At 48.8% G+C, this 18,255-nt stretch carries 16 protein-coding genes; 12 read left to right on the plus strand and 4 right to left on the minus strand.

Annotated elements, in window-relative coordinates; translation table 11 throughout:
* Positions 1-38 precede the first annotated feature (38 nt).
* From radC to M0415_RS17595, 5 genes are all read left to right on the plus strand, one after another.
* Entirely contained in the window at positions 39-716 is a 678-nt protein-coding gene (gene radC / locus M0415_RS17575) for a RadC family protein (RefSeq protein ID WP_011624904.1), read from the plus strand.
* A 122-nt stretch (positions 717-838) separates the two neighbouring features.
* A complete protein-coding gene (gene rpmB, locus M0415_RS17580) occupies positions 839-1,075 on the plus strand; it encodes a 50S ribosomal protein L28 (RefSeq protein WP_006079870.1) in 237 nt (78 codons plus the stop codon).
* Between the two features lie 6 nt (positions 1,076-1,081).
* On the plus strand, positions 1,082-1,255 hold the full coding sequence (gene rpmG, locus M0415_RS17585; RefSeq protein ID WP_006079871.1) for a 50S ribosomal protein L33: 174 nt from the start codon (positions 1,082-1,084) through the stop codon (positions 1,253-1,255).
* A gap of 324 nt (positions 1,256-1,579) precedes the next feature.
* A complete protein-coding gene (gene argA / locus M0415_RS17590; protein ID WP_041412827.1) occupies positions 1,580-2,899 on the plus strand; it encodes an amino-acid N-acetyltransferase in 1,320 nt (439 codons plus the stop codon).
* A gap of 103 nt (positions 2,900-3,002) precedes the next feature.
* A complete protein-coding gene (locus M0415_RS17595; RefSeq protein ID WP_249556359.1) occupies positions 3,003-3,521 on the plus strand; it encodes a PH domain-containing protein in 519 nt (172 codons plus the stop codon).
* A gap of 58 nt (positions 3,522-3,579) precedes the next feature.
* Here M0415_RS17595 and rarD read toward each other — a convergent pair whose 3' ends face one another.
* Both rarD and M0415_RS17605 read right to left on the minus strand, forming a co-directional pair.
* A complete protein-coding gene (rarD, locus tag M0415_RS17600; protein WP_011718514.1) occupies positions 3,580-4,467 on the minus strand; it encodes an EamA family transporter RarD in 888 nt (295 codons plus the stop codon).
* 216 nt (positions 4,468-4,683) lie between these two features.
* On the minus strand, positions 4,684-5,148 hold the full coding sequence (locus M0415_RS17605; protein ID WP_249556358.1) for a thioesterase family protein: 465 nt from the start codon (positions 5,146-5,148) through the stop codon (positions 4,684-4,686).
* 273 nt (positions 5,149-5,421) lie between these two features.
* On the opposite strand from M0415_RS17605, the gene recQ reads away from it, so the two are divergent.
* Positions 5,422-7,245 (plus strand): DNA helicase RecQ, encoded by a 1,824-nt coding sequence (gene recQ, locus M0415_RS17610; protein ID WP_249556357.1) that lies wholly within the window; start codon positions 5,422-5,424, stop codon positions 7,243-7,245.
* On the opposite strand, the gene M0415_RS17615 is transcribed toward recQ, so the two are convergent.
* Entirely contained in the window at positions 7,227-9,005 is a 1,779-nt protein-coding gene (locus M0415_RS17615) for a diguanylate cyclase domain-containing protein (protein ID WP_249556356.1), read from the minus strand. The two genes, recQ and M0415_RS17615, sit on opposite strands and share 19 nt — an antisense overlap.
* A 496-nt stretch (positions 9,006-9,501) precedes the next feature.
* Between M0415_RS17615 and leuA the strand changes: the two genes are divergently transcribed.
* The 6 genes from leuA to glpK all read left to right on the plus strand — a co-directional run bounded on the left by leuA (position 9,502) and on the right by glpK (position 17,819).
* Positions 9,502-11,070, plus strand: a complete 1,569-nt coding sequence (gene leuA / locus M0415_RS17620) for a 2-isopropylmalate synthase (protein WP_011718510.1) — start codon at positions 9,502-9,504, stop codon at positions 11,068-11,070.
* A 51-nt stretch (positions 11,071-11,121) separates the two neighbouring features.
* Positions 11,122-12,216 carry a 3-isopropylmalate dehydrogenase gene (gene leuB / locus M0415_RS17625; protein ID WP_220054048.1) on the plus strand — a complete coding sequence of 365 codons (1,095 nt, stop codon included), beginning with the start codon at positions 11,122-11,124 and terminating at the stop codon, positions 12,214-12,216.
* Entirely contained in the window at positions 12,216-13,640 is a 1,425-nt protein-coding gene (leuC, locus tag M0415_RS17630; RefSeq protein ID WP_249556355.1) for a 3-isopropylmalate dehydratase large subunit, read from the plus strand. The genes leuB and leuC overlap by 1 nt, the downstream gene beginning before the upstream one ends.
* A gap of 24 nt (positions 13,641-13,664) precedes the next feature.
* On the plus strand, positions 13,665-14,270 hold the full coding sequence (gene leuD / locus M0415_RS17635; protein ID WP_220056686.1) for a 3-isopropylmalate dehydratase small subunit: 606 nt from the start codon (positions 13,665-13,667) through the stop codon (positions 14,268-14,270).
* 527 nt (positions 14,271-14,797) lie between these two features.
* Positions 14,798-16,147, plus strand: coding sequence for an outer membrane protein transport protein (locus tag M0415_RS17640; protein ID WP_249556354.1), 1,350 nt, complete (start codon positions 14,798-14,800; stop codon positions 16,145-16,147).
* Between the two features lie 187 nt (positions 16,148-16,334).
* Complete coding sequence (gene glpK, locus M0415_RS17645) at positions 16,335-17,819, plus strand: glycerol kinase GlpK (protein ID WP_249556353.1); 1,485 nt, start codon at positions 16,335-16,337, stop codon at positions 17,817-17,819.
* 68 nt (positions 17,820-17,887) lie between these two features.
* On the opposite strand, the gene M0415_RS17650 is transcribed toward glpK, so the two are convergent.
* A complete protein-coding gene (locus M0415_RS17650; protein WP_220054043.1) occupies positions 17,888-18,208 on the minus strand; it encodes a hypothetical protein in 321 nt (106 codons plus the stop codon).
* Positions 18,209-18,255 lie beyond the last annotated feature (47 nt).

Here is an 18,255-nt window from a genome sequence, read left to right on the forward strand (position 1 = left end):
TTGTCTAAAGTGAAAATTCGCGCTGACAAGGAGGTCGTATGGCGATTAAGGATTGGCCCGAGGGCGAAGGCCCGCGGGATAAATTATTAGTAAAAGGCGCCGCCCATCTCTCGGATGCAGAATTACTGGCTGTTTTACTGCGAAATGGGCTGAGCGGATTGAATGCGGTCGACCTTGCACGCTCACTCATTCATGAATTTGGTGGATTAAGAAGCTTACTTTGCGCACCAAAGCATCAGGTGTGTCGACTTCCGGGCGTGGGACCTGTAAAATACGCCCAGCTTCAAGCCGCGGCTGAATTAGCGAGGCGTGTGGCACAAGAAAACCTGCAGAGAGGTCAGGTTTTGACAAATCCCGATTTAACTCGGGATTATTTAATGAGACAATTAGCTGACCGCTCCTATGAAGTGTTCGCAATTTTGCTGCTGGATAGCCAGCATAGAGTGATTCAATTCGTCGAATTATTCCGCGGAACAATAGATTCAGCTTCGGTGTATCCACGTGAAGTGGTGAGCCTAGTGCTGGAGAAAAAGGCTGCTGCCGTCATAGTGTGTCACAATCATCCGTCTGGTATTGCCGAGCCCAGTCAGGCTGACAGACGAATAACTGAGCGATTAAAAAATGCGTTAGCAACCATAGACGTATCCTTACTGGACCATATGGTTGTTGGTGATCGAGAGATAGTTTCCTTCGCGGAACGAGGCTGGATTAATTAATCTAACGCTTGATCTTACCTCTATGATCGTGTATAAAATGCGCCCTCTTTGTGCCTCGGGCGACGGCCATACGAGGTACATTAATGCTCGAGCGTTAAAATTGTTTTTTGGAGAAGACTGACATGTCAAGAGTATGCCAAGTTACTGGCAAGAAGCCGATGGTTGGTAACAACCGTTCGCACGCAAAAAACGCGACCCGTCGTCGTTTTTTACCTAACCTGCAAAACCACCGTTTCTGGTTAGAAGAAGAAAAACGTTTCGTACAGTTACGTGTATCTACTAAAGGTATCCGTCTGATCGATAAGAAAGGTATTGAAGTTGTTGTTGCTGAACTTCGTGCCCGTGGCGAGAAGGTGTAATAGATCATGGCTAAAGCTAAAGGTAATCGTGAGAAGATCAAATTAGTTTCTACAGCTAAAACTGGTCACTTCTACACAACTGAAAAAAACAAGCGTAACATGCCAGAAAAAATGGAAATCAAAAAATTTGATCCAGTTATTCGTCAGCACGTTATCTACAAAGAAGCAAAAATCAAGTAATCCTTGTTTAGTGTTTCGAGAAAAGCCCCTTATCTAAGGGGCTTTTTTTTTGGTCTTTTTTCGGCTTCTGGTCATCAAGTTGAGATAAATCTGTCCCATACTTGGCCAGTGCAGCTAAATCACATCGAGTTAAAAAAATGTGATCATTTATCAAAAATGCAATTTTTTGAAAATATAAGCACTTTATTGTATTAAAACTGCATTTTAATGAGAATAAATTCTTTATTGGTGAATTAAAATGCAATACTATACGCGTGTTTTAGTCATTCACTCCTGGTGTGTCATGTTGGCATTGCCAGCTCAAATATGAGGTGTAAACAACGCGTGCGTACCACTGAACTGGTTGATGGATTTCGTCATTCTGCTCCTTACGTCAATGCCCATAGAGGGAAAACCTTTGTGGTGATGTTGGGTGGCGAGGCTTTAGCACAAAATCAATTTCGCGGCATTTTGAATGACGTGGCCCTGTTGCACAGTTTAGGCATTAAAGTGGTGTTGGTGTATGGCGCGAGGCCGCAAATCGATGCGGCATTGGCAGCCAATGGGATTGAACCCGCCTACCACGAAGGTGTACGTATCACCGATGAAGACTCGCTCAAAGTGATCAAGCAGGTCGCGGGCGCATTGCAGTTTGATATCACCGCACGTTTATCGATGAGTCTCAGTAATACGCCGATGCAAGGCGCGCAAATCAACTTAGTCAGCGGTAACTTTGTGATCGCCCAGCCTCTAGGGGTCGATAATGGCGTGGATTTTTGTTTAAGCGGCAAAGTGCGCCGTATCGATACTCAAGGGCTTAAGCGTCAGCTCGATAATCACTGTATCGTCTTGATGGGGCCGATTGCCGCATCGGTCACTGGCGAAAGCTTTAACCTCACCGCCGAAGAGATTGCCACTCAAGTCGCGATCAAGCTGAAGGCCGATAAGATGATTGGCTTTAGTTCGCAAAACGGTATTCTCGATCGCAATGGTGATGTGATTGCCGAATTAATGCCAAATGACGCGCAAAACATTCTGACTAAGCTTGCTGAGCAAGGTTCGGCCTGTGTGGGTACTATGGCTTTTCTCAAGGCGAGTATTGATGCGTGCCGCAATGGTGTGCCCCGTTGTCATTTGGTCAGTTATCTCGATGACGGTGCTTTGCTGCAGGAGTTGTTTTCCCGTGAGGGCATAGGTACGCAAATCGTAACAGAAAGCGCTGAGCGTCTGCGCCGCGCATCGATTAGCGATATTGGTGGCGTACTAAACTTAATTCGTCCCTTGGAAGAACAGGGCATTTTGGTGCGCCGCAGTCGTGAGCAGCTTGAGATTGAGATCGAGCAGTTTATGTTGATTGAGCGTGATGGTTTAGTGATTGGCTGCGCTGCCCTGTATCCCTTCGAGGAAGATAACGCCGGGGAGTTTGCCTGTTTGGTAGTGCACCCAGATTATCGCGATGCAGATAGGGGTAGTTTACTGCTGAAAAACATCATAGGTCAGGCGCGTAGCCGTGGTTATTCCCGTTTGTTTGCCTTGACTACCCGCAGCATTCACTGGTTCTTAGAGCATGGCTTTGTGATTGAAGATGTGGAAGCCTTACCGCAGAAGAAAAAGCAGCTGTATAACTATCAGCGCCGCTCTAAAATTCTCGCCCTCGATCTGTAAGCATTTCACGCTTGATAAGATGCCAGACTAGCGCTGGCATTTTTGTTGACATAATATGTCTTTGTTGGCAGATTAAGCTTTTCTACCTTAAGGACTGCCCACCATGGTGACTCAGTTTTTCTCCCTCGCGCCTCTGACTCAAACCTCCATTTTAAGCTTTATTATCTTGTTGTTAGGTTTAGTTGGCGTACTGTGGATGTTGTGGGTTAAACCTATGCCGAAAGTGGCGAAATCGGCAAGCTTAGGCATCTTGTTAGTGATGATTGGCGGTTTTTCTTGGGTGTTTTATCAATCCCATAATGCTGAAATCGCGTTAACCGACACCGAGCTAAAACTCGATATTCCCTTCTATAAAGTGCAGTTAGCACGCTCCGAGCTGCTGGTCGAGCAGGCGCGCATTATCGATTTGAAGCAGGAGGCGGATTTAGCGCCCAGCTTTAAAACCAATGGTATAGGAATGCCAGGGTTTCAACTCGGCTGGTTTAATCTAAAAGGGAAGGGTAAGGCATTTGTGGCAGTGACGGATAAATCCGAACTAGTGCTAGTGCCAACAACGCGAGGCTACAATCTGCTCTTGTCTGTGCCCGAGGGCGAAAGGTTTATCACCCAGCTACAAAAATAGCTGTTAAGTACATGCTCACTTAACCACTATTTTTGCAACTGTCGGCTGCGGCGCGATGTTATCGCGCCGTTTTGCGTTTATAGGCCATATCGAATGTGAACACCAACAGGGCGCTCCAGATAAAGCCAAAGGTGATGCTCTTCTCGGCATCGAAGGGTTCATTGAATAAGGTTACCGCGAGGATAAACATAATACTCGGGCCGATATATTGGAAAAAGCCGAGCATAGACAATGGAATACGTACCGCTGCACCAGCAAAACACAATAGTGGAATTGTGGTGACAATCCCCGCTGCCATCAATAACAAATTAAGGTGCCAATCGTTGGTGAGCATATTCGCCGTGGCGCTATCTAAAGTCGCGACCAGATAAACCAATGCGACCGGTAGCAGGATGGCGGTTTCGACTAACAGACCCGATTTAGCATCCACATTGACCTTTTTACGCAGCAGCGCATACACCCCGAAGGTGCCCGCTAAGGCGAGAGAGACAATGGGAATAGAACCAAATGAAATCAACTGAATAAGCACGCCAGCACTCGCCAGCGCGACGGCAAACCATTGCAACTTACGTAATCTTTCACCTAAAAACAGCATGCCGAGCAGCACATTCAGTAGGGGATTAATAAAGTAACCTAAGCTGGCATCGAGCATATGATCGTTGTTCACGGCCCAGATAAAAATCAACCAGTTGGCGGCAATTAATAGGGAGGTGATGGTGAGCACGAGTAGCTGCTTTGGCTGTTTAAACAGTTGGCGCAGCTTTCCAAAGCCACCGATAAACAGCATGATGATCACCATAAACACAAATGACCAGATCACCCGATGCAGTAAAATTTCGGTCGCCGAAACATGGTGGAGTAGTTTGAAATATAAGGGCGCAAATCCCCACATACAGTAAGCACTGACGGCAAGTAGGATCCCTTTGCGGTATTCAGTATCAGGCATGAGACATCTTCGAAGGACAACAGGACGGCGATTGTAGGAGGCTATGGGAATTGACTCAAGGTGTGTGCGGTCGCCTTTTTCGTTACAGGATGTCTCTAATAACCAGTGCTCAGCAAAAATTAGAGGGAAACACCTGAATAATCAAGGTGTTTCCCTTTAGGTTATCGATGTTGAATACGGTAAAAAATTTCTAAAAAAACGATGTGTGACAACGGACTAGCCAACCATATAAGTGCCAGTGCCGAAGGCGATATGGGTTCCTTGCTCATTATGAAGCTCCATGCGGCATACCGAGACGCGATTGCCGGCACGGATCACGCTGCCCGTGCCAGTGAAAACCTGTCCACGTCCGGGGCGCAGATAATCGACGCGCATATCGATAGTGCCTAAGGTCTGCAACCGTTGTTGTAACTCTTCAACCGCCCAATCATCACGGCTTGCGACCAGCCCTGCAAAGGCGGTGAGCCCTCCGACCACATCGAGCACTGTGGCGGTGACGCCACCGTGGAGAATTTGTTGGTGAATATTGCCAATGAGTTCTGGCTTCATATTAATCACCACTTCGATGCCATCTATGTCGTAGCGTTTGATATCCAGACCCAATAAATTATGAAACGGTACGTGCTGATCAAACACTTCGGCAACACGTTTGAGTACTTCGGCTTGAATTGGGTTTGTCATGCTGTTCGTCCTTGTAGGCTGTAGGGCTTCTTAGAATAGGGCCGAAGCGTGCGCAATGGCGTTCAACTTAGAGCAATTAATCTACAGCCAAGCCTATGCCTAATGCAACTCGAGCCTTTGTGCGGGCAAATCGTTTTAGGCATTATGATTAGTCATGGAGTAGGAAGCCTATCCTCAGGTTGTTCGCGCGGAGGCAGTTTGGGCAAGATGGCGCAAGACAGGAGCGATTCTGTCCTTTAGAATAGGCGCCCTTACTTTTTAGCTAGAAGATCCATGGAAACTCAGTTACTCGACATACATGATGATCCGCTGTCGCAACGCCTCGCGCAGGTGTTTGGCTACCGTGACTTTAGGGACGGTCAGCGCGAGGTTATCGAACGTGTATGCAGTGGTGAGGACTGCCTTGTGATCATGCCCACTGGCGGCGGTAAGAGTCTGTGTTACCAATTGCCCGCACTGCTGATGCCAGGCATCACTATCGTAGTATCACCGCTGATTTCATTAATGAAAGATCAGGTCGATAGCCTGTTGCAGACGGGTGTCAATGCCGCCTATTTAAACTCATCGCAGCCGCGGGAGCAGAGTGTAGAGGTGCTGAGGCAGTTACATCGAGGCGAGCTAAAACTGCTTTATGTGTCTCCTGAGCGGTTACTTAGTGGCGATTTTATCGAGCGCATGCGCTCCCTGCCGTTATCCATGTTTGCCATCGATGAGGCGCACTGCATCAGTCAATGGGGACACGATTTTCGTCCCGAATATGCCGCCCTTGGCCAGTTAAAGCAGCTCTTCCCCCATGTGCCCATGATGGCGCTCACCGCCACAGCGGATCAGGCGACGCGGCAAAATATTTGCGAGCGCCTAGGGATTAATCCCTTTAGGTTACTATCGAGTTTCGATCGGCCTAATATTCGCTATACGGTTGCGGAAAAACTCAATGCCGCGAATCAATTACGACAGTTTTTACTGCAACAAAATGGCAGTAGCGGCATTGTCTACTGCAGCAGTCGTCGCCGTGTGGATGAGGTGGCTGAACGGCTCACCCTACAAGGGTTTCATGCTAAGGCATACCATGCGGGTATGACGCCGCAAGAGCGCGGTGAAGTGCAGGATAGCTTCCTTAAAGATCAAATTGATATCGTGGTTGCCACCGTGGCCTTTGGCATGGGGATTAACAAATCCAACGTGCGCTTTGTGGTGCATTACGATATCCCTAAGAGCATCGAAGCCTATTATCAAGAAACTGGCCGAGCGGGGCGTGATGGACTCGAGGCCGAAGCCTTTATGTTGTTTGATCCTGCCGATATTGGGCGAGTGCGCCATCTTATCGAGCAGTCGGAGCCAGGGCCGCAGCAGCAGGTGGATTTCCATAAGCTCAATACCATGGCTGCATTTGCAGAGGCACAAACCTGTCGTCGCCAAGTGTTGCTGCATTACTTCGATGAGAGCGCGTTAGAGCCCTGCGGCAACTGCGATATTTGTCTCGACCCGCCTAAACGTTATAACGGCACCGAGGATGCGCAGAAGGTGCTGTCTTGCATCTATCGGCTCGGACAGCGCTTTGGTATCAATCACTTGATTGAAGTCTTGCGTGGCTCTAAGGGCGCAGCTATTGTGGATAGAGGGCACGATAAACTCAGCACTTGGGGCATAGGCAAAGAGAAGAGCCATGAATATTGGTTGAGCGTGATCCGTCAGCTGATTCACTTAGGGCTTGCGAGCCAAGATATTACGCGGGGCTCGTCCATCACCTTAAACCCTTCGGCAAGGCCGATCCTTAAGGGCGAGGTGGCGCTAATGTTGGCAGAGCCACGGATTCAACTGACCAACATTAAGCGCAAAGTCACTCAATCGCGGGCACCGCTGAATTACGACCGCAAACTGTTTGCGAGGCTAAAAGCCCTACGTCGTACTATTGCCGAGGAGCAGGATGTGCCGCCCTATCTGGTGTTTAACGATGCGACCCTAGCGGAAATGGCGGCCATGATGCCCACCAGTCCCGGTGAAATGCTGGCGGTTAACGGCGTTGGTGAGCGCAAACTCAGCCGATTTGGCGACGATTTCCTCGATGAAATTGCCGCCTATTTAGCGGGGGAATAATCGCTTTGTGGGTCGCTCCCCTTGAGTTTACCTAATTGATTGATGCTCGCGCGCTTAACCAAAGAATCCAAAGTATCAAACTGTTGCATCACCGCAACGCCAATATTCACCTTGCTTGTTCCTTGTAAGGTTTGGATGGTGGGGGTGATTTGACCGACGACTTTCTGCGCGCCCACGGCAGAGGTATAGGGCAGCACTATGACTATCTCGTCTATCGAATAGCGTAATAGTTTGTCCTGCTCACGTAGCTTGTCTTGTAACTTATCCATTAGCGCGGGCAGATCGACTTGGCGAATTTGGCTGGCATTGAGCAGCAACAGCGACAATGGATAATCGCCTTGCTTAGCGCTGTGAAGAGTCAACTCGAGTAGTTGTTGTGGTGGCAGATTTTGGCTGTCTGATTCAGCTGATGGTGCACGATTATTTTGTTTATCAATGAAATACCAAATGGCACCGCCCAAGAAGGCCATGGCGACTAAAAATAACGTGCTATAGGCCCAATCGATATTGAGCTCTTTCAGTACCGAGTTGTGAGTTGGCTGATTCTCCTTGCTCGCCAGTTGTAGTCCTTGCTGATTTAATCTGGCCTTAAATTGCAGGATACGGGTGTTATTCATCGACTCGTTAGCAAGTTCTGTGGCATCGAAACGTTTTTGCAAATACTCGTAGGCAAGTTTGTAGTTGTCGTGGGTTTGATAATAATCACTCAAAATGCCATAAAACCATTTTAGATCAGAGTATTGCTTTAATGACTCTCCCTGCTCTATGGCGGAGTTCATAAGGGCTAACGCCGCTTCATCTCTATGTTGTGCAAACCGGATCTGTGCCAATAAACGGGTCGAGCGCATCATAGCCGCCCGTTGGTTTTGCAGCTTAAAGGTGTTCATGGCAATGGAGATGTATTCTTCGGCAGTATCCATTCGTCCCTTATCGAGGGCGATTGAAGCCAAAACGGCATAACTATAAGCCAGTTCTAAGGGAGAGCCGATTTCAGGTAACAAGGCTTTTGCCTGTTTCTCCAGTTGGTCGCTGTATTCTCTATCTTGATTATCTAACGCGAGACGCGATGCGTTTAGTAGTAACACATGCCGTGCCTTCCCCTTAGCATCGGGACTGTTGAGTGCCAGATTGGTGTAATACATGGCTTGGGGTAAATCATGGGTTGCGTAGAGTAAACTGCCCATAGCGGCATAGACATAGGCCTGCGGCGGCCACACCCAATTTTGTGTCTGGGTATGAATATCGGGATAGATGTCGATAGCGATGCGTAAATCTTCGATGGCGGAGGAAAAGTTATCCGTGTTGGTATCCAGTTGCCCCCTTAACCGCAGTGCATCGATTAAGGCTTGAGGTTGCTGATAACGTCTCGCGTGGGTAATCGCTGAATCGAGCAAAGGTAAGGCATCTTGCACATTATCATAATTGAGATAGGCATCGGCCTGACAATTCAAAAAGTAGGGACGTGCCTGATCGAGTTTTAGCTGTTTGGCATTGGCTTCGCCCATCTGGGCAAGGTTGATTGCCGCTTCATTTTCCCCTAATTGCAACAAGTTCTGGCACTTGAGCATACTGAGGCGAAGCCTATCAATATCACTAGAGTTATCAGCGGCTTGTTGTTTCTCTAGTGCGCTAATTTGCGTCAAAGCCTTGGTCGGATACTGATAAATCAGTTCTGCAAGTGCATCGAGTTGGTCGTTAGCACTGACCCTAAAAGGGAATAGCCATAACAACAGGCTAAGCGCTAAGACGCGAAAATCCATTTTTTGCTCCATACCATGCATTAATTCTAATATCCGTAACCGCGGGCGAGGATTATAACGTGTCTCAAGGCTTTTTTGCATAAAAAATGATTTTTTTGTTCAAATTTTGACTTGAGCCATTTTGTGGATTTTTCTCTACTGACAAGGGATTAACGAGAGTCTTGTCGAGTGAATATGGGTAAATTTTGCTATTTTGCAGCAAATAACTCGAAGAACATGAAAAAAATTGGGGTTGACACACTTAAGCAAGCGAGTTAAATATTAACCGTCCTTATTTTGAGTCAATAGAATAAATATTTAATTTAAATGAATAGAATTAGCAGCAAACTCGACCTCCTCCTTCTCTCTCTCGCGCCACAAACGCGGAGGTCTTAGTGTTGCTCGCTCGATAGATAGGCAAAACACTCATAAACCCCGCACCAATGTTGCGGGGTTTTTTGTATCTGAATACGGCAAAAGTTAAATAATGAACGGTGACGTTCCATGGAGAAGCGAGATGTCTAACAGAGTAATTATATTTGATACCACCTTACGTGATGGCGAGCAGGCGTTAGCGGCAAGCCTGTCGGTCAAAGAAAAGTTACAGATCGCCATGGCGTTAGAACGTCTCGGTGTAGATGTAATGGAAGTCGGGTTTCCCGTGTCTTCCCCCGGTGATTTTGAGTCGGTGCAGACCATTGCCCGTACCATCAAAAATAGCCGTGTGTGCGCCTTATCCCGCGCCTTGGAAAAAGATATCGATGCCGCCGCCCAAGCATTATCGGTTGCCGAACAGTTCCGTATTCATACCTTTATCTCCACCTCGACTATCCATGTGGAGAGCAAGTTAAAGCGCTCATTCGAGCAAGTGTTGGAGATGGCGGTGGGCGCGGTGAAATATGCCCGCAGGTTTACCGATGATGTAGAGTTTTCCTGCGAAGATGCGGGACGCACACCAATCGACAACCTGTGCCGTATGGTAGAAGCGGCGATTCACGCAGGGGCTCGCACCATCAATATCCCCGATACCGTGGGTTACACAGTGCCAAGCGAGTTTGGGGGGATTATTCAAACCTTGTTTAATCGCGTACCGAATATCGATCAAGCCATTATCTCCGTTCACTGCCATGACGACTTAGGTATGTCGGTCGCTAATTCGATCACCGCCGTGCAGCATGGTGCTCGCCAAATTGAATGTACCATGAACGGTATTGGTGAGCGTGCGGGTAACTGCTCCCTAGAAGAAATCGCCATGATCTTAGCGACGCGTAAGAATCTGCTGGGAGTTGAAACTGGGATCAATGCTAAAGAGATCCACCGCACGTCGAATCTGGTCAGCCAGTTGTGCAATATGCCGATCCAGTCGAATAAGGCAATTGTGGGCGCGAATGCCTTTACCCACTCTTCGGGGATCCACCAAGATGGCATGTTAAAGGCACAAAACACCTATGAAATCATGACGCCAGAGAGCATCGGCCTAAACCGTAACAACCTGAATATGACCTCGCGCTCAGGTCGCCATGTGATTAAGCATCGTATGGAGGAAATGGGCTACAGCGAGCAGGATTTCAATCTGGATGCCCTGTACGAACAGTTTTTACATTTGGCCGATAAAAAGGGTCAAGTCTTCGATTATGACTTAGAAGCCTTAGCCTTTATGGAAGCGCAAGCGGCGGAAGATAACTTCTATCAATTACAGCAGTTAGTGGTGCAGTCCGATTCCACCGAAGGTGTTGCCACGGCTACTGTACGCATCGATGTCGGCGGTGAGATTAAAACTGAAGCCGCGACCGGTAATGGTCCCGTTGATGCCGCCTATAACGCCATTGCCCGTGCGACGGACCGTCGTATCGATATTATCAGCTACAAATTGGGCGCTAAGGGTGAGGGACAAAATGCCCTAGGCCAAGTCGACATTACCGCGGTTTACCATGAACAAAATTTCCACGGTGTCGGCTTAGCGACCGACGTGGTTGAGGCATCAGCCCGTGCGTTAGTGCACGTGATGAACCTGACTTGCCGCGCTGATAAGGTCGCAGATTACAAACAGAATATGCATAAAAACAGAGAGCTGGGCGGCGTATAACCCAAGCGATATCGAGCATAAAGTTTTCACATTGAAGGAGTGAGCGGGCGTATGAGTTATCAAATTGCAGTATTAGCCGGGGATGGTATTGGGCCAGAAGTGATGGCCGAGGCGCGTAAGGTGTTAAAGGCGGTTGAGGCACGTTTTGGTCTTAACATTGAATACTCTGAATATGATGTCGGCGGTATAGCCATCGACAACCACGGTTGTCCATTGCCTGAGGCAACACTGAAAGGTTGTGAAGCGGCCGATGCCATTCTATTCGGTTCAGTCGGTGGTCCTAAATGGGAAAAACTGCCGCCGAATGAACAACCCGAGCGTGGTGCATTATTGCCATTACGTGGTCACTTCGAACTGTTTTGTAACCTGCGTCCGGCGAAATTGCATGATGGTTTAGAACATATGTCACCGCTGCGCAGTGATATTTCTGCTCGAGGCTTCGATGTTCTCTGCGTGCGTGAGTTAACGGGGGGGATCTATTTTGGTAAGCCTAAGGGGCGCCAAGGTGAAGGTGAGAGCGAAGAAGCCTTCGATACCATGCGTTACAGCCGCCGCGAGATTGCCCGTATCGCACGCATTGCCTTTGAAGCCGCCCGCGGTCGCCGTAAAAAAGTCACTTCGGTCGACAAGGCAAACGTCTTAGCTTGCTCGGTATTGTGGCGCCAAGTAGTAGAAGAAGTGGCGGTGGACTTCCCTGATGTTGAACTGGAACACATCTATATCGACAACGCGACTATGCAGTTGCTGCGCCGCCCCGATGAGTTTGACGTTATGCTGTGTTCTAACCTGTTTGGCGATATTTTATCGGACGAAATCGCTATGTTGACCGGTTCTATGGGCTTGTTGTCTTCGGCAAGCATGAATAGCACTGGCTTTGGTTTGTTTGAACCCGCTGGTGGCAGCGCGCCGGATATCGCCGGAAAGGGTATTGCTAACCCGATTGCACAAATTCTGTCGGCCGCGCTGATGCTGCGTCACAGCTTAAAGCAAGAAGAGGCGGCAAGTGCGATTGAACGTGCAGTGAGTAAGGCGCTGAATTCTGGCTATTTAACTGGTGAGCTATTAAGTAGCGACCAACGCCATAAGGCCAAATCGACAGTCGAAATGGGCGACTTTATCGCCGATGCAGTTAAGGCAGGTGTGTAATGACGACTCCTTCAACATCAAACGCTCCGAAAACCCTGTATCAAAAAGTGTGGGATGCCCACGTTGTGGCAATCCCAGAGGGCGAAGCGCCGATCATTTATGTCGATAGACATTTGGTTCACGAAGTGACATCGCCCCAAGCCTTTAGTGGCTTAAAAGTGGCTGGGCGTAAGTTACGCGCCCCAGAGAAAACCTTCGCGACCATGGATCACAACACTTCGACGCGCAGTGCTAGCCTAGATGCTTTAAGCCCTATGGCACGTACTCAGGTCGAGACCTTGGCGCAAAACTGTAAAGACTTCGGCGTGCGCTTATATGACATTCACCATCCTAATCAAGGGATTGTGCATGTGATGGGGCCTGAGCTTGGCATTACCTTACCCGGCACTGTCATTGTGTGTGGCGATTCCCATACGGCGACTCACGGTGCATTTGGCGCCTTGGCTTTCGGTATCGGCACTTCCGAGGTGGAACATGTGCTGGCGACGCAAACCCTGCGACAATTAAAAGCCAAGACCATGAAAATCGAAGTCCGTGGTCAGGTCACCGATGGCGTAACTGCTAAAGATATCGTACTGGCGATTATCGGTAAGATAGGTATGGATGGCGGCACTGGCTATGTGGTTGAGTTTTGTGGTGAGGCCATTGAAGCGCTGTCGATGGAAGGGCGCATGACAGTCTGCAATATGGCGATTGAAATGGGCGCTAAGGCGGGCATGGTCGCGCCGGATCAAACCACTTTCGATTACCTCGAAGGCCGCGAGTTTGCACCAAAGGGCGAAGATTGGGCAGAGGCCGTCGCCTCATGGAAGGCGCTGAAAACCGATGTCGGCGCTGAGTTTGATGCCACCGTCGCGTTGGATGCGGCCGATATCGCGCCGCAGCTGACTTGGGGCACCAACCCTGGACAAGTGGTTGCCATCGATGCGCCCGTGCCGAATCCTGCCGACGAGGCGAATCCAACTATTCGCGCCAGCATGGAAAAAGCGCTGGACTATATCGGCTTGACCGCAGGCACGCCGATGACAGACGTCGCGATTAACAAAGTCTTTATTGGTTCTTGCACTAACTCGCGGATTGAAGATTTACGCAGCGCGGCGAAACAGGCGCAAGGACGTAAAGTGGCTTCGGGCGTTACGGCAATCGTAGTACCGGGTTCTGGCCAAGTGAAGGCACAGGCCGAGGCCGAAGGGCTAGATAAAATTTTTATCGAGGCTGGATTCGAATGGCGTTTACCGGGTTGCTCTATGTGTTTGGCGATGAACGACGACAGATTAGAAGCGGGCGATCGCTGCGCCTCTACCAGTAACCGCAACTTCGAGGGGCGCCAAGGTCGTGGTAGTCGTACCCATTTGGTGAGTCCAGCGATGGCGGCAGCGGCGGCGATTGCTGGGCATTTTGTCGATATCCGTAAACCTTACTAACCGTAATCCCAAGAGGAGAAGTTAATGCAACCTTTTACTAGCCATACCGGGCTTGCGGTCATGATCGACAGCGCCAATATCGATACCGATCAAATTATCCCGAAGCAATTTTTATCTAAGGTGACGCGGGATGGATTCGGTGTGCACCTATTCCACGATTGGCGTTATCTCGATGATGCCGGGGATGTGCCTAATCCTGATTTCACTCTAAACAAGCCTCGCTATAGCGGTGCGTCGATTCTGCTGGCACAGGAAAACTTTGGCTGTGGCTCCAGCCGTGAGCATGCCCCATGGGCACTGGCGGATTTTGGCCTGCGCGCCATTATTGCCCCGAGCTTTGCCGATATTTTTTATGGAAACTCCATCAATAACGGTTTGTTGCCGGTGAAGCTGAGCGCGAATGAAGTACGCCAGTTAATGGATGAGGTGGCGAGCGAAGAAGGCGCACAAATCACCGTCGACTTAACGACTTGTAAGGTGACATCGCCTTCAGGAGCTGAGTTTAGCTTTACGTTGGCCGAGTCGGCGCGGCATAAATTGCTGAATGGTTTAGATGCCATTGGCTTGACCTTATCCCACGGGGCGCAGATAGGCGAGTACGAATCACAAATCCCAAGCTGGCGATGCTAAGCATTCGGCGAACACTTGTACCTTAATGGATGTTAATCTTAAACGCCTAGTTCGAAAACTAGGCGTTTTTATTATCTACGCTTAAGTGCTTAAGTCTAATTTGTTGTATTTATTGATTTAAAATGAATGTAGTCTTTCCTGTATCGCACTCAAAATGAGCGCTAGTGATTTATGCTGAATTTTAATGGGTAAAATGGCTTACAAGTGTTTATAGGTTTTTTGTCTGTTAATTCATTGTTTTTAAGTTGATTTAATTGTCAATGTAGTAACTTGAAAAATGTTTTCAGCAAATGACGCTTCGCGTTTTCACTTATTATTCTTGTTTTAAAAGTGATTTATCTCACTAAAAATATTGAATGTCTTTTGATGGCTAGTTTTTTTGTCTGTTTTATTCCCGCTTGTTGCAAACATCTTCTGCATCGGTAAACTCCCTCGCATTCAATCTGGAGTGTTTGCTCTATTTTGTGTGAACGCCATTGTGACCAAGTTACTGGCACAGATAACAATAATATTTTCTGAGAATAACAATGCAAAAACGTCTTCTGACTTTGGCTGTGACTGCGGCCTTATTAAGCACAACGACTCAAGTCCAAGCAGCGGGTTTCCAACTGGCTGAATACTCAGCGACTGGCTTAGGCCGTGCCTTTGCTGGTGAAGCCGCAATTGCCGATAACGCTTCAGTTCAAGGCCGCAACCCAGCAATGCTGACCTACTTAGAAGGCCGTCAGCTGTCTGCTGGTGGTATCTATGTTATGCCTAACGTGGATGTTAAAGGTGATGTGAGCCTAAGCTCGCCATTACTGGGCCCAAATCCCGTTGAAATGAAAGGCGGCGATGCCTTAGATGTGGCCGATGATGCGTTAGTGCCTAACTTCTATTATTCCAATCAGTTAAATGACCAATGGACTTGGGGTCTGGCGGTTAACTCTAACTATGGTCTGTCAACCGAGTTACCTAAAACCCACGCTGCGGCGATTTTCGGTAATAAAACTGCGGTGACCACAGTTGAGTTTAACCCTAACATCGCTTACCGCGTAAATGATGCTGTCAGCGTAGGTGGTGGTGTACGTATCGTTTACGGTGAAGGTGAAATCGGTGCCTCGTTACCGGGTTGGGTCGATGGCATTAAGCCCGTATTACCAGCACAAGTGTCTGCCATGCTACCGCCGGGTGGTACTGAGCTGAAAAGCATGAAAGGCGACGATATTGGCTACGGCTGGCAACTAGGCACGAGCTGGCAGATTAATCCAGCACACCGTGTCGGTCTGGCGTATCACAGCGGCGTAAAGCTTGATTTAGAAGGTCATGCATCAGGTGTGATTTACGATGGCGGCCAGAATCTGTCGATTGAAGGTTACATTCCGCTCGAACTGCCTGCATTTGCCGAACTGTCGTCTTATCACCAATTAACCGATAACTGGGCAATGCATGCCAGCGTTAACTGGACCGATTGGAGCGTATTCGATCAGTTAGTGGCTTACTTCCCTGGTGAAGTTAAACCAAAGGGTGACTTAGAGTCTGACTTAGTCAAAGAAGAGCACTTTGAAGATAACTGGCGCTTTGCCTTAGGTACCACCTATCAAGTCAGCAATGAATGGTTAGTGCGTGCGGGTGTGGCTTTAGACAAAACGGCGGCTACTAATGAATGGCGTACTACGACTATCCCTGACTCGGACCGTCTGTGGTTCTCTGTCGGTGCGGGCTATCAGGCGACTAAAAACCTGAATGTTGATTTCGCGCTGACCTATATCCGTGCCACGGGTGATGCGCCAATCAACGAACAGCAAAATCTGCTTAACCTTGCTACTGTGAGCTTCAACGGTGAAGCGAGTGGTGATGTTTGGTTAGCCGGTATCCAAATGAGCTACAAGATGTAATCATCTAGCTGATGAAAAAGCCCTGAATCTTCAGGGTTTTTTTGTGCCTAAAATAACGTGGCTTGATGCGCATTTGCCAGATGTTGGCTAGTCATGGCCGCCAATTGCGAATATATTCAGAGCATAATCAATGAGTCATTAAGAATCTGCCGATTTGAATATGGCAGAGGACAAATAGGATAGTCGTGTGCAGAAAAAATACGTAGTGGCGTTAGACCAGGGCACAACCAGCTCAAGGGCGATTGTGTTTGACCACGATGCCAATATTGTCAGCGTCTCACAGCGGGAGTTTACTCAGCTTTATCCAAACCCCGGCTGGGTGGAGCATGATCCCATGGAGATCTGGGCGAGCCAAAGTTCGGTGTTGATCGAATCCCTTGCCAGAGCGGGCATTCACAGCGATGAAGTGGCAGCCATTGGTATCACCAATCAGCGCGAAACCACTATTATCTGGGAAAAGGCCACTGGCAAACCCGTCTATAACGCCATTGTGTGGCAGTGTCGCCGCAGCTCAGAGATCTGTGAGCAACTTAAGGCCCAAGGTTTAGAAGATTATGTACGGGAGAATACGGGACTCCTGCTCGACCCTTATTTTTCAGGCACTAAGATCAAATGGATCCTCGATAATGTGCCGGATGCGCGTGCAAAAGCCAAACGAGGCGAGCTCTTATTCGGCACAGTGGATACTTGGTTGCTGTGGAAACTCACCGAAGGCAAAGTGCATGTGACCGATCCCACCAATGCCGCCCGCACGCTGCTGTTTAATATCCATAGTTTGAGTTGGGATACTAAACTGCTCGAGGCGCTCGATATTCCTGCGGTCATGCTGCCCGAAGTGAAACCCTCCTGCAGTGTCTATGGCACAACCCGTATTGCCGGTGAGGGCAGCGAAATTCCACTCGCGGGGATCGCGGGTGACCAACAGGCGGCGCTCTTTGGCCAGCTTTGTGTCGAGCCGGGAATGGCTAAAAACACTTATGGCACTGGCTGCTTTTTATTAATGAATACAGGCAATAAAGCCGTACGTTCATCCCATGGGTTATTAACCACAGTAGCGGTAGGTGCTCAAGGTGAAGTGAATTATGCCCTTGAAGGCTCAGTGTTTATGGGCGGCGCGACCATACAATGGTTGCGCGATGAGCTGGGGCTTATTCGCGATGCCAGCGATACCGAATATTTTGCCTCTAAAGTCGCGGATACCAATGGGGTGTATTTAGTGCCAGCTTTTGTTGGGCTTGGCGCTCCCTATTGGGATCCTAATGCCCGTGGCGCACTGTTTGGGTTAACGCGCGGCGCTAACCGTAATCATATTATCCGTGCGGCATTAGAGTCGATTGCCTACCAGAGTAAGGATTTACTCGATGCCATGATTAAGGACAGTGGTGAGCGGCTTAAATCCCTTAAGGTGGATGGTGGTGCGGTTGCTAATGACTTCCTCATGCAATTTCAAGCGGATATCACCGACGTTGAAGTCTTAAGACCGAGTGTGTGTGAGACTACCGCGCTTGGCGCAGCCTTTTTAGCGGGACTGGCGGTTGGCTTTTGGACATCAGTGACCGAACTTGAGCATAAGGCCTGTATCGATAAACACTTCAAACCGAATATTGATGCGAGTCAAAGGGAGCGGTTATATGCAGGTTGGCAAGATGCGGTGGCGAGAACTCGTTCTTAGTTTCTTTTAGGGTTGAAACACATAAGGCGCACCCTGAGGTTGCGCCTTATTTACTAACGGCCAGCACGTTAAACTTCGATATCGATGATGTGCTTACTGGGCGATTGCGCTGTGTCAGCGGTATCGTCAGTGACTTCGAGCACCACACCCTCTTTTAAGTCTTGTTGTTTGTCCGATGCGCGGCGTTTTTTATTGCGACTGGCGTTGTCGTTTTTGCGTCTTTCTCTGACTTTCACATCTAAGGTGGGCGGTAATTGTGACTGCGGGGTTTCATGGCTATCGGGCGCATTGGCGGTCGCACCGCTAACCTGATCGACGACCCGCTTGGGGGTAAATACGGGTTTTGCTGGCTGTGCCAGCATAGCGTAAAGACTGTCCAATCCACTCATAGCGCCTCCTTAATTGATGACCTCTTAGCTGCTTATCGGCCGGAGTT

The sequence above is a fragment of the Shewanella sp. 10B genome (assembly GCF_023475885.1).
In the GTDB taxonomy this organism is placed as follows: Bacteria; Pseudomonadota; Gammaproteobacteria; order Enterobacterales; family Shewanellaceae; genus Shewanella; species Shewanella mangrovisoli.